Genomic DNA, 13,036 nt, shown 5'->3' with positions numbered 1-13,036 from the left:
GGGGCGTCGCCAAGTTGGTAAGGCAGCAGGTTTTGATCCTGCCATGCGTTGGTTCGAGTCCAGCCGCCCCTGCCATAACCCTCACTTGAGGGCCCGTACAGCACATGCAGCACCCAACATCACAGGGGCGTCGCCAAGTTGGTAAGGCAGCAGGTTTTGATCCTGCCATGCGTTGGTTCGAGTCCAGCCGCCCCTGCCATATTTCATAAAAACCTTTGTGGTTTTGCGATACAGATCGCGAGGTCACAAAGGTTTTTGTTCATCCAGGGTTCACCCTCAGCCGGCAGGAACTGCGCGTGTCCAAGATGATGGTCTTCACGGGGAACGCCAACCCCGATCTCGCTCGCCGTGTCGTGCGTCAGTTGCACATCCCCCTCGGCGACGTCTCTGTCGGCAAATTCTCCGACGGCGAAATCAGTGTCGAAATCAACGAAAACGTCCGCGGCAAGGACGTTTTTCTGATTCAGCCGACCTGTGCACCGACCAATGACAACCTGATGGAGCTGGTGGTGATGGCCGATGCCTTCCGCCGCTCCTCGGCCAGCCGGATCACCGCGGTGATCCCCTACTTCGGCTATGCCCGTCAGGATCGTCGCCCGCGCTCCGCCCGTGTGGCGATCAGCGCCAAGGTGGTAGCTGACATGCTGACCGTGGTCGGCGTTGACCGCGTACTCACTGTCGATCTGCATGCCGACCAGATCCAGGGCTTCTTCGATGTGCCGGTAGACAACATCTACGGCTCGCCGACCCTGGTGGACGACATCCAAGATCAGCGCTTTGAGAACCTGATCGTGGTCTCCCCCGATATCGGCGGCGTGGTGCGCGCCCGCGCCGTGGCCAAGAGCCTCGGAGTGGATCTGGCCATCATCGACAAGCGCCGCCCGAAGGCCAATGTCTCCGAGGTGATGCACATCATCGGTGACGTCGAAGGCCGCACCTGCGTGCTGGTTGATGACATGGTCGATACCGCTGGCACCCTGTGCCAGGCTGCCAGCGCCCTGAAAAAGCATGGCGCCTCGCGCGTCTACGCCTACTGCACCCACCCGGTGCTGTCGGGCCGCGCCATCGAAAACATCGAAAACTCCGAGCTGGACGAGCTGGTGGTGACCAACACCATCCCGCTGTCAGCCGCAGCACAGGCCTGCGAGCGTATCCGCCAGCTGGATATCGGCCCGATGGTGGCTGAAGCGGTGCGCCGGATCAGCAACGAAGAATCCATCAGCGCGATGTTCCGTTAAGGAATACGCGCCGATACCTGCACCCGGCACCCGCCGGGTGCGCAACAACCGTCTGCCGCCTGGTCGCAAGTGCGACAGATGCGATTGTCACTCTGGAGAAAAACCATGACCAACTTCACCATGAATGCCCAAGCGCGTTCCGACCTGGGGAAAGGTGCGAGCCGCCGCCTGCGTCGTAACGCCAACCTGGTTCCGGCCGTTGTCTACGGCGGCGAGCAGGCTCCCCAGTCCATCAGCATGGAAGCCCGCGAAGTCGTCAAGCTGCTGGACGACCAGGCCGTGTTCGCCAACACCGTGGCCCTGAACATCGACGGCACCGTGCAGAACGTACGCATCAAGGCTGTGCAGCGTCACCCGTCCAAGGGTTTCGCCATGCACATGGACTTCGTCCGCGCCTGATCCGGGCACGCTGACGCGCCCGCGAGAGCCCCTGTCGTGACCGCCCTGCAACTGATCGTTGGCCTCGGTAACCCCGGCCCCGAATACGCGCAGACCCGGCATAACGCAGGGGCTCTTTTCGTTGAACGCCTGGCCGCGCGCGAAGGTGCGCGCCTGGCGCTCGACAAGAAATACTTCGGCCTGACCGGCAGCTTTCGCCATCAGGGCCGCGATGTTCGCCTGCTGATCCCCACCACCTACATGAACCGCAGTGGTCAGGCGGTGGCGGCACTGGCCAACTTCTTCCGTATCGAGCCTGCGGCCATTCTGGTGGCCCACGATGAGCTCGACATGCCCCCCGGCATCGCCAAGCTCAAGCAGGGCGGCGGGCACGGCGGGCACAACGGGCTCAGGGACATCATCGCCCAGCTCGGCAACCAGAACACCTTCCATCGCCTGCGCCTTGGCATCGGCCACCCCGGGGACAAGAACTTGGTCTCAGGCTTTGTGCTCGGCCGGGCGCCGCGCAGCGAACAGGACAAGCTCGAGACCAGCATCGACTTCGCCCTCGATGTGCTGCCGGACATGCTGGCCGGCGACTGGATCAAGGCGATGCAGAAGCTGCACAGCCAGAAGGCCTGACGCCTTCCCCTTTTTGATCGACTTCATCTGCGCGAGGGATACACCATGGGATTCAACTGCGGCATCGTCGGCCTGCCCAACGTCGGCAAGTCCACCCTGTTCAACGCCCTGACCAAGTCTGGCATCGCCGCGGAGAACTTCCCGTTCTGCACCATCGAGCCGAACAGCGGCATCGTGCCGATGCCCGACCCGCGCCTCGATGCGCTGGCGGCCATCGTCAAGCCGGAGAAGGTCATCCCGACCACCATGGAGTTCGTCGACATCGCCGGTCTGGTCGCCGGTGCTTCCAAGGGCGAGGGCCTGGGCAACAAGTTCTTGGCCAACATCCGCGAAACCGATGCCATCGCCCATGTGGTGCGCTGCTTCGAGGACGATAACGTCATCCACGTTGCCAACAGCGTCGATCCCAAGCGCGACATCGAGATCATCGATCTTGAGTTGATCATGGCCGACCTCGACAGCTGCGAGAAGCAGCTGCAGAAAGTCACCCGCAACGCCAAGGGCGGCGACAAAGAGGCGCTGGCGCAGAAGGCGATCCTGGAACAGCTGATTCCGCACTTCACAGAAGGCAAGCCGGCGCGCTCGCTGATGAAGGGCATGGACAGCGAGCAGAAGCGCGTGGTCCGCGGCTTCCACCTGCTGACCAGCAAGCCGGTGATGTACATCGCCAACGTCGCCGAGGATGGCTTTGACAACAACCCGCATCTGGATGTGGTCAAGGCGATTGCCGAGGAAGAAGGCGCGATCGTGGTGCCGGTGTGCAACAAGATCGAGGCCGAGATCGCCGAATTGGATGATCTGGAAGAGATGCAGATGTTCCTCGAAACCATGGGCATGGATGAACCCGGCCTCAACCGGGTGATCCGCGCTGGCTACGCCCTCCTCAACCTGCAGACCTACTTCACTGCCGGGGTCAAGGAAGTGCGCGCCTGGACCGTCAAGGTCGGCGCTACCGCGCCGCAGGCGGCCGGGGTGATCCATACCGACTTCGAGAAAGGTTTCATCCGCGCCGAAGTCGTCGCCTATGAAGACTTTATCCAGTTCAAGGGCGAGTCCGGCGCCAAAGAAGCCGGCAAATGGCGTCTCGAAGGGAAAGAGTACATCGTCAAAGATGGCGATGTGATGCACTTCCGCTTCAACGTCTAAGCCAGCGCGCTGCTCACTGCGCTGCTCTGCCAAGCCCTCCCCTCGCGGAGGGCTTTTTCGTGGTGGCGTACCAGCCTCTCCCCGGCACGGGATCGTTCATGGCAGGATAGGCCTTCCTCTCCCGCCTCCGTCCTGCCATGCAACTGCTGTGGTTCAAGCGCGACCTGCGTCTGCACGATCACCCGGCCCTGCACAGCGCCTGTATGCAGGGGCCGGTGCTGCCGCTGTATGTGATCGAGCCGGAATACTGGCAGCAGCCGGACACCTCCCAGCGTCAGTGGGCATTCATTGCCGAGTCGCTGCTGGAGCTAGACCGCGACCTGCGCGCCCGTGGCCAGGGCCTGCTGCTGCAGCGCGGTGACATGCTGAGCGTACTGACGCACCTGCACCGGCGCTTTGCCTTCACCGCCCTGCATGCCCATGAGGAGACCGGCAATCACTGGACCTGGCAGCGCGACAAGGCAGTCGCCCGCTGGTGCTGCGAGCATGGCGTGGCGTTTATCGAGCATCGCCAGTTCGGCGTCTTCCGCCCCCTGAGCAACCGCGATCACTGGGCCGCCCAATGGGAAGCACTGATGGCGCAGCCCTGCCTGCCGGCACCCGCACGCCTGGAAACGATCTGCCGCCCCGCACCACTGCCCGCCGATCTGCCGAGCCACCCTTACGGGCAGGATTAGAGACTCTGTCCGCGTCGCCAAACCGGTGGACGACGCAGCGGCGTGCGTCTGCTGGCCAGTTTTCTCGGTGAGCGCGGCCGGCGCTATCACGGCAGCCGCGGCGCTCCGGATGCCGCCAGCCAGCATGGCACACGCCTGTCCGCACACCTGGCCTACGGCTGCCTGAGCCTGCGCGAGGTGGTACAGGCCACCCGCCGGGTGCGTCAGCAGGCCAGTGATCCACGCTGGATACGCAGCCTCGAGGCGTTTCTGTCGCGCCTGTACTGGCACTGCCATTTCATGCAGAAACTGGAGGATCAGCCGGATATCGAATGGCGCAACCTGCAGCGCAGTCTGGACGGCCTGCGTGAGGATCCGCCCAATCCACAGCGCCTGGCGGCCTGGCGCGAGGGGCGTACCGGCTATCCGTTGGTGGATGCCTGCATGCGCAGCCTGACGGCCTGCGGCTGGCTGAACTTTCGCATGCGGGCGCTGCTGATGTCGTTCGCCAGCTACTTGCTCAACCTGCACTGGCAGCAACCCGGTCAGCATCTGGCGCGGCTGTTTACCGATTACGAGCCGGGCATCCACTGGAGTCAGGTGCAGATGCAGTCCGGCACCACCGGCATCAACGCCTGGCGCATCTACAACCCGCTGCGCCAGTCGCTGAGCCATGATCCGCACGGGCATTTCATCCGCCGCTGGGTACCGGAGCTGCGCCGGGTGCCCGATGCCTGGATCCATGAGCCGTGGAAGATGCCCAAGGCCGTGCAGACCCAGCATGGCTGCCGGATCGGTACGGACTACCCGGCGCCGCTCATAGATCATCAGCAGGCAGCACGCCAGGCGCGGCAGGCACTGCGCGAGCACCTGGCGAAACATCGGCTAGAAGCGGGCGAGGAGCGCCAGCAGATTCGCCAGCGCCACGCCAGTCGCAGCCGCAAACCTAGACTCCGACGGCCGCCGAACACGCAGCAGCTGCACTTCGAATTCTGACGCAGGGCAGCAAGGCGTTGAATGGCCTGAATATTTTTACCTCAAGCGGTTGACAGCACCCACGACCAAGAGAATAATGCGCGCCACTTGGCTACGTAGCTCAGTTGGTTAGAGCACGGCATTCATAATGCTGGGGTCCGGGGTTCAAGTCCCTGCGTAGCCACCATTTTCATAGCCCCCGTCAGATGACGGGGGCTTTTTTTCGTCTGCAAAAAACCGATTACTGACGGCAGCTACACGAGCAGTACCGGGCATAAAAAAAGCCCCGCATCCAAGATGCGGGGCTTTGCAGATCGTGTCCTGAGGTCCTTTTCACTCCACCTTCCTGGTGGATTCCCTGTTTTCCGTTCTCTGCCCCTGAGCGTCCTGCGTCGTGACCAGATGCACACAGACTACGCACTCCCCCTCAGGGAGAACAGAGCGTTTCTCCACCTCTCGTTGTAAGCCGTGACTTACAACAAGGTCGCTTGCTGACTCAGTTCCCAAGATCAAATTCATCCGCCGCCAGCGCCATCAGACTGCCAGCGCCGGCCTGGATGCAGGCCAAGTGCGTGCGGGTGCGCGGCAAGATGCGCTGGAAGTAGAAGCGCGCGGTGTGCAGCTTGGCGCGGTAGAAGGCCTGCTCGCCGCTGCCAGCAGCCAATTTCTCTTGCGCCAGACGCGCCATGTCGGCCCAGAAGTAGGCCAGGCAGGCGTAGCCGGAGTACATCAGGTAATCCACCGCCGCGGCGCCGACCTCCTCGCGATCCTGCATGGCCTGCATGCCGATCTGCAGGGTCAGCTCGCCCCACTCCTTGTTGAGCTGCGCCAGCGGCGCGACGAACTCGGCAAGCGCCGCGTCGCCCTCGTGGGCCTTGCAGAAGCGGTGCACCACCTTGGTGAAGGTCTTGAGCGTCTCGCCCTGGGTCATCAGTACCTTGCGGCCGAGCAGGTCGAGGGCCTGGATGCCGGTGGTGCCCTCGTAGATGGTGGCGATGCGGCTGTCGCGGGCGTTCTGCTCCATACCCCATTCGGCGATGTAGCCGTGGCCGCCGAACACCTGCATGCCCAGATTGGCACTCTCCACCCCCGTCTCGGTGGCGAACGCCTTGGCGATCGGAGTAATGAAGGCCAGCAAAGTGTCAGCCTCCTGCTTCGCCGCCTCGTCGTCGCTGTAGCGCACCACGTCGACCAGCTTGGCCGCGTAGTAGATCAGCGCGCGATTGCCCTCGGCGAAGGCCTTGATGGTCAGCAGCATGCGCCGCACATCGGGGTGGATGATGATCGGATCGGCCGGTTTGTCCGGCGCCTTCGGCCCGCTCAGCGCGCGCATCTGCAGGCGCTCGCGGGCGTAGCGCACCGCGCCCTGCAGGGCCACCTCGGCATGCGCCAGCCCCTGCAGCGCAGTACCGATGCGTGCGGTGTTCATGAAGGTGAACATGCACTTGAGGCCTTCGTTGGCCGGGCCGATCAGGAAGCCTGTGGCGCCGTCGAAGTTCATCACGCAGGTGGTGTTGCCGTGGATGCCCATCTTGTGTTCCAGCGAACCGCAGGACAGCGCGTTGCGCGCGCCGAGGCCGCCGTTAGCCGCCGGCAGGAATTTGGGTACGATGAACAGCGAGATTCCCTTGGTGCCAGGCGGTGCGTCGGGCAGGCGGGCGAGGACGATATGCACGATATTCTCCGCCAGATCGTGCTCGCCAGCGGAGATGAAGATCTTGGTGCCGCTGACTGTGTAACTACCATCCATCTGCGGCTCGGCGCGGGTGCGCAGCAGACCGAGGTCGGAGCCGCAGTGCGGCTCGGTCAGGCACATGGTGCCAGTCCACTCGCCGCTGACCAGTTTGGGCAGATAGGTGGCCTTCTGCGCTTGCGTGCCGTGCGCCGACAGGGTGTTCATCGCACCGTGGGCCAGCCCCGGATACATGCCCCAAGCCCAGTTGGCCTCTCCAACCAGCTCGCTGACCACCAGGCCCAGCGACTCCGGCAGACCCTGGCCGCCGTGCTCCGGTTCGTGGGCAAGGCTCGGCATGCCCAGCTCGACGTACTGGCGATAGGCCTCCTTGAAGCCGGTCGGAGTCTTCACCCCCTCAGCTGACCAGCTGCAGCCCTCGCGGTCGCCGACCGGATTCAGCGGCGCCAGCACCTCAGCGCAGAACTGCGCGGTCTGCTCGAGGATCGCATCGACCACGTCGGGGGTGGCGTCCTGACAGGCCGCCAGGCTCTGGTAGTGCTCCTGGTAGCCGAGCAGCTCGTCGCGCACGAAGCGCAGGTCGCGCAGGGGTGCCTTGTAGTCGGGCATGGTCATCATCCTCTGAGTCCGCGTAAGCCATGTCCTGACAGTAGGACTGATCCGCCCTGACGGCAAGCCGGTGAAGGTGTAGGCGTGTTTCAGCCCAGCAGCGCCGCCAGATCCAGATGTGTCGCCACCGCCGCAGGCGTGGCCGCAGCCAGATGTGGCACCTGGCCCAGACAGGGCGCCGGCAGGCGTTCGGCCAGGGTGGCGAGATTGTCGTCGAGCCGCGAGGTGGCCGGATCGACCACATTGGCCACCCAGCCGGTCAGCTGCAGGCCGTCGCGCACGATCGCCTCGGCGCTCAGCAGTGCATGGTTGATGCAGCCCAGACGCACGCCGACCACCAAAATCACCGGCAAGCGCAGGGCCACGGCCAGATCAGCCAGACTCTCACTGCCGGCCAGCGGCACCCGCCAGCCGCCGGCGCCCTCGACCAGCGTGAACTCGGCGCCACGCGCCAGCACCTGCTGCACAGGCGGCAGCAGGCGGGCGACCGTCAGCTCGACGCCAACCTCGCGCGCCGCCAGGTGCGGGGCGATCGCCGGGGCGAAGGCGAACGGATTGACCTCGGCGTAGTCCAGCGTCAGCGAGCACTCGCCAAGCAGCGCCAGGGCGTCGCCGTTGCGCAGACCCTCGGCGGTCATGACGCAGTCGGAAGCCACCGGCTTGGCCGCTGCGGTGGACAGCCCGCGCCTCCGCGCAGCGTGCAGCAGGCCAGCGGCCACGGTGGTCTTGCCGATCTCGGTGTCGGTGCCGGTGATGAAAAAGGCGGCGCTCATGCGGACGCTCCACGTCTTGAAAGTCGTAGGGTGGATAACGGCGCAGCCTTTCAGGCACGGCGCCGCAGCACCCCATACACCACCTGCCAGCTGGCTGGCAGGCCGTGAGGGTTGCGAAAGTGCTCGTAAGCTGCGACTAGCGCCTTCACCCGCGCGCGGCCGGTGAGTCCGCCGGGGCGGCCGGGGTTGAGGTTGTGCGCGCCGAGCGCCTTGAGTTCATGGGTCAGCTGGCGCAGGTCAGCGTAGTGCAGCATGCGGCGCTCCGTAGTCAGCTCCAGCACCTCAAGGCCGCTGGCGGCACACAGCGCCTGATAATCCACGAAGTGGCGGAAGCGGTTGACGTGGACCAACCCGTCCACCGCCTGCCAGCTGTCACGCAGCTCCTGCAGGGTGCCGACGCACAGGCTGCTGAAGGCGAATACCCCGCCCGGCTGCAGGACGCGGCGCGCCTCGGCAAGCACCGCGGCGAAGTCCGCACACCACTGCAGGGCCAGGCTGGAGAAGATCAGCTGCTGGCTGTTGCAGGCCAGCGGCAGGTGCTCGGCATCGCCGCAGACGAACTGGCTGGCGCCGCCCAGCGGCCGGGCGTGGCGCAGCATGCCTTCGGCGATGTCCACGGCGGTGCCGCACCCCTCGGGGAAGCGTGCGGCCAGGGCGCGGCTGAAATGCCCGGTGCCGCTGCCGAGATCGAGCCAGCGCGCCGGCGCCAGCTCGGCCGGCAGGCGCGCCAGCAGCTCGGCGCCGACCGCGCGCTGCAGCGCGGCGACGCTGTCATAGCTGGCCGCGGCGCGCGAGAAGGAAGCGGCGACCTGGCGCTTGTCGGGCAGCACGGCCTGCGGGTCAGTCATGGTCCATCCTCGCGACCGTGGACAGCGCCCTGCACGCTAAAGGGCTGCCCATTCGGGAGCCTGCAATATCAGTCATCCCCGGCCTCGCGGACGAATTCGCCGATCAGCGCGGCCAGTGCCTGCGGCTGCTCAAGCACCAAGGCATGGCCGCAGCCTTCCAGCACATCCACTTCACCGGCCGGCAGCAGCGCCAGCAGGTCTGCGGCAGCGCTGGCCGGCAGCAGCTGGTCGTGTTCGGCGAGCAGGTGCAGCTGTGGCCCAGTGAAGCCGGCCAGCGCGGCACGGTTGTCCAGCGCGGCGAGCAGGTCGAGGCCAGCGAGCAGCCGCGCCGGCTCGGCCTCCGGCAGGCCGCGCTGCAGCTGGCGACCCAGCGCACGGGGGTCGGCGCTGCCTTCGGCGCAGAGGATGGCGAAGCGCTTGAGGGTGGTGGTGGCATTCACCGAGCAGCCGGTGCGGAAGGCGGCGAAGGTCAGCGGGTCCATGGCCTGCGGCCAGTCGTCGCGGGCGACAAAGCAGGCGTTGCTGGCCAGGGTCAGCAGGCCCCGGCAGCGCGCGCCACGCCGTGCGGCCAGCGCGGTGGCGAGCATGCCGCCCAGCGACCAGCCGCCCAGCCAGCCGTCGGCGGGCAGGCGCGCATCCAGCTCGTTTAGCCAGGCCTCGGGATCGGCGGAGTCCAGCGCCGGCAGCTCGGCCAGCTCGGTGGGCAGGCCCTGGGCGTTGAGCGCCTCGACCAGCGGTTGCAGGGCGGCCGGGCCGAGGCCCCAGCCGGGCAGCAGGATCAGTCGGTTCATGGTCATTCCTCGGCAGGGGGCAACAGCGCCTGGCACTCGCCCAGCGCCTCGAGCAGTCGCTCGAGCTGGGCGAAGCTGTGTGCGGCGGACAGGGTGATGCGCAGCCGCGCAGTGCCGGCCGGTACGGTCGGCGGGCGGATCGCGCCCACCAGCAGGCCGCGCGCGCGCAGCAGGCGGGAAAACTCCACGGCGCGCGCGCTGTCGCCGATCAGCAGCGGCTGGATCGGCGTCGGGCTGTCCATCAGACTCAGACCCCGCTCGGCGGCACCGGCGCGAAAACGCGCAATCAGCGCATTCAGATGCTCGCGGCGCCAGCCTTCGCTGCGCAGCAGCTCGAGACTCTTCAGCGTGGCGCAGGCCAGCGCCGGCGGCTGGCTGGTGGTGTAGATGTACGGGCGGGCGAACTGGATCAGCGTCTCGATCAGCGCCTCGCTGCCGGCAACGAAGGCACCGGCAGTGCCGAACGCCTTGCCGAGGGTGCCGACCAGCACCGGCACCTCGTCGATACCCAAGCCAAAGTGCTCGACGATGCCGCCGCCGGTCGCGCCCAGCGCGCCGCAGCCGTGGGCGTCGTCGACCATCAGCCAGGCGCCCTTCTGCTGCGCCGCAGCGCACAGCGCCGGCAGGTCGGCGAGGTCACCGTCCATGCTGAACACGCCGTCGGTGACCACCAGGCTGTTGCCGCTGGCCTTGACCAGGCGGCTGGCGAGACTCGCCGCGTCGTTGTGCAGGTAACGCGAGAAGCGCGCGCCGCAGAGCAGACCAGCATCCAGCAGCGAGGCGTGGTTGAGGCGGTCCTCCAGCACGCTGTCGCCCTGGCCGACCAGCGCGGTGACCGCGGCGAGGTTGGCCATGTAGCCGGTGGAGAACAGCAGCGCGCGCGGCCGGCCGGTGAACTCGGCGAGCGCCTCCTCGAGTTCATGGTGCGGCTGGCTGTGGCCGACCACCAGGTGCGAGGCGCCGCCGCCGACGCCCCATTGTTCCGCGCCCTGCTGCAGCGCACGGATCACCTCGGGGTGGCTGGCCAGGCCGAGGTAGTCGTTGGAGCAGAAGGCCAGCAGCGGCTGGCCGTCGACCACCACCTCGGGGCCCTGCGGGCTCTGCAGCAGCGGGCGCTGGCGGAACAGGTTGTCGGCGCGGCGGGTGGCGAGACGGGCGGCGAGGTCGAAGGTCATGGGCATTCGCAGGGCTGGATGGGCGTCTCCCCTCTCCCCGCTGGGGAGAGGGGCCGGGGGTGAGGGGCATGACACACCACCCTCACCCCAACCCTCTCCCGCCGGCGGGAGAGGGCGTGTCGTGCATCAGGCCGAAGCGGCGGCGTCGTGGAACAGCGCGCTGTTGCGCTGCTCGACCAGCGCCTGCTCGATGGCGGCCTGGTGTACCTCGTCGGCGTGCTCCTCGCGCGCTTCCGGCTTGATGCCGAGGCGCTGGAACAGGCGCATGTCGCGCTCGGCCTCGGGGTTGCCGGTGGTCAAGAGCTTCTCGCCGTAGAAGATCGAGTTGGCGCCGGCGAGAAAAGCCAGCGCCTGCATCTGCTCGTTCATCTGCTCGCGGCCGGCGGACAGGCGCACGTGCGACTGCGGCATGAGGATGCGCGCCACCGCCAGGGTGCGAATGAAGTCGAACGGATCGACGTCCTCGGCGTTCGCCAGCGGGGTACCCTCGACCTTGACCAGCATGTTGATCGGCACCGACTCCGGGTGCTCGGGCAGGTTGGCCAGCTGGATCAAGAGGCCCAGACGGTCGTCCAGCGACTCGCCCATGCCGAGGATGCCGCCGGAGCAGATCTTCATCCCCGCCTCGCGCACGTAGCCGAGGGTCTGCAGGCGTTCCGCATACGTCCGCGTGGTGATGATGTTGCCGTAGAACTCCGGCGAGGTGTCGAGGTTGTGGTTGTAGTAGTCGAGGCCGGCGTCGGCCAGCGCCATGGTCTGCTCGGCGTCGAGGGTGCCGAGGGTCATGCAGGTCTCAAGCCCCAGCGCCTTGACGCCCCTGACCATCTCCAGCACGTAGGGCATGTCCTTGGCCGACGGATGCTTCCAGGCGGCGCCCATGCAGAAGCGCGTCGAGCCGATGGCCTTGGCCTCGGCGGCGGCCTTGAGCACCTTCTGCACCTCCATCAACTTTTCCTTGTCGAGGCCGGTGTTGTAGTGGCCGGACTGCGGGCAGTACTTGCAGTCTTCCGGGCAGGCGCCGGTCTTGATCGACAGCAGGGTGGAGACCTGCACTTCGTTGGCGTTGAAGTGCTGGCGATGCACACCTTGGGCCTGGAAGATCAGGTCGTTGAACGGCTGATTGAACAGAGCGCGGACCTCGTCGAGGGTCCAGTCGTGACGCAGAGCAAGACGTGCATTCATCGGGCGGGTTCCTGAAGTGGCGGGCTGCTAGAGTGGCCGGCAGCCGCAATGCCGGCATCTTTGAAAGACGACCGCTCATTTGTCAACGCAGGGACAGCACATTGGTCAACAGGTGGTTAAAAAGCATTCAATCAAGCCACTGGCCACGCTGGATTCGCCCACCACGCTGCCTGCTCTGCGCCCTGCCCGCCGACACCGCGCACGCGCTGTGCACCGGCTGCCAGCATGATTTGCCCTGGCTCGGTCGACACTGTGCGATCTGCGCCGAACCGCTGGCCGATACCCCCGATACGCCGACCCTGTGCGGCCGCTGCCAGCTGCGCACCCCGGCCTTCAGCCGGGTCGAAACGCCCTGGCGCTATGCCTTTCCGCTCGACAGCCTGATCATCCGCTTCAAGCATCAGCAGGCTTGGCCGCTGGGCCGCCTGCTGGCCATGCAGCTCGCTGAGCACCTGCAACATGCCTGGCAGAACGGCCTGCCCCGCCCAGAGTGCCTGCTGCCGGTGCCGCTGGCCGAGGCCCGCCTGCGCCGGCGCGGCTTCAATCAGGCCGCACTGCTTGCCCAGTGGCTGGGCACGGCTTGCGCGCTGCCGGTGGACACCGACAACCTGCAACGGGTCCGCGACACCACCGCCCAGCAGCAACTGGATGCCGCCGCGCGCCAGCTCAACCTGCGCCAGGCCTTTCGTCTGCAACGCCCGGCGGCCGTGGCCGGCGCTCATCTGGCGCTGGTCGATGACGTACTGACCACTGGTGCCACCGCCGACACGCTGGCAAGTCTGCTGCGCGCGGCCGGCGCGGCGCGGGTCGATGTCTACTGCCTGGCACGCACGCCCGCCAACCCGGCCCGCACCGCGGACTGAGCCGGCCACACAAGAACCTCCGCGCAGGGCACGGAACATGGCAGACTCGCCCACCGTGCCGAGGAGC

12 protein-coding genes, 2 tRNA genes and 1 pseudogene are annotated in these 13,036 nt (G+C 66.5%); 9 read left to right on the top strand and 6 right to left on the bottom strand.

Going from position 1 to position 13,036, the window contains the following annotated elements; translation table 11 throughout:
- Window positions 1–123 precede the first annotated feature (123 nt).
- The 8 genes and pseudogenes from MXC11_RS06880 (at window position 124) to MXC11_RS06845 (ending at window position 5,222) form a co-directional block, all read left to right on the top strand.
- Window positions 124–199 (top strand) — tRNA-Gln (locus MXC11_RS06880).
- 97 nt (window positions 200–296) lie between these two features.
- Window positions 297–1,238, top strand: coding sequence for a ribose-phosphate pyrophosphokinase (locus MXC11_RS06875; protein WP_250006918.1), 942 nt, complete (start codon window positions 297–299; stop codon window positions 1,236–1,238).
- A gap of 105 nt (window positions 1,239–1,343) precedes the next feature.
- Window positions 1,344–1,631, top strand: a pseudogene (rplY, locus tag MXC11_RS06870) (50S ribosomal protein L25); the annotation flags it as partial.
- 42 nt (window positions 1,632–1,673) lie between these two features.
- Window positions 1,674–2,258 carry an aminoacyl-tRNA hydrolase gene (pth, locus tag MXC11_RS06865; protein WP_250006916.1) on the top strand — a complete coding sequence of 195 codons (585 nt, stop codon included), beginning with the start codon at window positions 1,674–1,676 and terminating at the stop codon, window positions 2,256–2,258.
- Window positions 2,259–2,303: 45 nt separating this feature from the next.
- Window positions 2,304–3,404 carry a redox-regulated ATPase YchF gene (gene ychF / locus MXC11_RS06860; RefSeq protein ID WP_250006914.1) on the top strand — a complete coding sequence of 367 codons (1,101 nt, stop codon included), beginning with the start codon at window positions 2,304–2,306 and terminating at the stop codon, window positions 3,402–3,404.
- A 137-nt stretch (window positions 3,405–3,541) separates the two neighbouring features.
- Complete coding sequence (locus MXC11_RS06855; RefSeq protein WP_250006912.1) at window positions 3,542–4,081, top strand: deoxyribodipyrimidine photo-lyase; 540 nt, start codon at window positions 3,542–3,544, stop codon at window positions 4,079–4,081.
- Window positions 4,082–4,123: 42 nt separating this feature from the next.
- Window positions 4,124–5,056: an FAD-binding domain-containing protein gene (locus MXC11_RS06850; RefSeq protein WP_250006910.1), complete on the top strand. Its 933-nt coding sequence runs from the start codon at window positions 4,124–4,126 to the stop codon at window positions 5,054–5,056.
- Between the two features lie 89 nt (window positions 5,057–5,145).
- Window positions 5,146–5,222: transfer RNA gene (locus tag MXC11_RS06845), tRNA-Met, on the top strand.
- A 309-nt stretch (window positions 5,223–5,531) separates the two neighbouring features.
- Here the strand turns inward: MXC11_RS06845 and MXC11_RS06840 are convergent.
- From MXC11_RS06840 to bioB, 6 genes are all read right to left on the bottom strand, one after another.
- Entirely contained in the window at window positions 5,532–7,337 is a 1,806-nt protein-coding gene (locus tag MXC11_RS06840) for an acyl-CoA dehydrogenase C-terminal domain-containing protein (RefSeq protein WP_250006908.1), read from the bottom strand.
- A gap of 89 nt (window positions 7,338–7,426) precedes the next feature.
- A complete protein-coding gene (gene bioD / locus MXC11_RS06835) occupies window positions 7,427–8,110 on the bottom strand; it encodes a dethiobiotin synthase (RefSeq protein ID WP_250006906.1) in 684 nt (227 codons plus the stop codon).
- Window positions 8,111–8,160: 50 nt separating this feature from the next.
- The gene (gene bioC / locus MXC11_RS06830) at window positions 8,161–8,958 is read right to left on the bottom strand and encodes a malonyl-ACP O-methyltransferase BioC (RefSeq protein WP_250006904.1); all 798 of its coding nucleotides are present in this window, start codon (window positions 8,956–8,958) and stop codon (window positions 8,161–8,163) included.
- Window positions 8,959–9,026: 68 nt separating this feature from the next.
- Window positions 9,027–9,749 carry an alpha/beta fold hydrolase gene (locus tag MXC11_RS06825; RefSeq protein ID WP_250006902.1) on the bottom strand — a complete coding sequence of 241 codons (723 nt, stop codon included), beginning with the start codon at window positions 9,747–9,749 and terminating at the stop codon, window positions 9,027–9,029.
- 2 nt (window positions 9,750–9,751) lie between these two features.
- On the bottom strand, window positions 9,752–10,924 hold the full coding sequence (gene bioF / locus MXC11_RS06820; protein ID WP_250006900.1) for an 8-amino-7-oxononanoate synthase: 1,173 nt from the start codon (window positions 10,922–10,924) through the stop codon (window positions 9,752–9,754).
- Between the two features lie 126 nt (window positions 10,925–11,050).
- Window positions 11,051–12,106 (bottom strand): biotin synthase BioB, encoded by a 1,056-nt coding sequence (gene bioB / locus MXC11_RS06815; protein WP_250006898.1) that lies wholly within the window; start codon window positions 12,104–12,106, stop codon window positions 11,051–11,053.
- A 101-nt stretch (window positions 12,107–12,207) separates the two neighbouring features.
- Between bioB and MXC11_RS06810 the strand changes: the two genes are divergently transcribed.
- Window positions 12,208–12,969 (top strand): ComF family protein, encoded by a 762-nt coding sequence (locus tag MXC11_RS06810; RefSeq protein WP_284060420.1) that lies wholly within the window; start codon window positions 12,208–12,210, stop codon window positions 12,967–12,969.
- Window positions 12,970–13,036 lie beyond the last annotated feature (67 nt).

The organism is Pseudomonas eutrophicaquae (genome assembly GCF_023544715.1).
Classification (GTDB): domain Bacteria; phylum Pseudomonadota; class Gammaproteobacteria; order Pseudomonadales; family Pseudomonadaceae; genus Geopseudomonas.
Note: the sequence above shows the minus strand (reverse complement) of the source record. Positions and strands in the feature narration are given on the sequence as shown.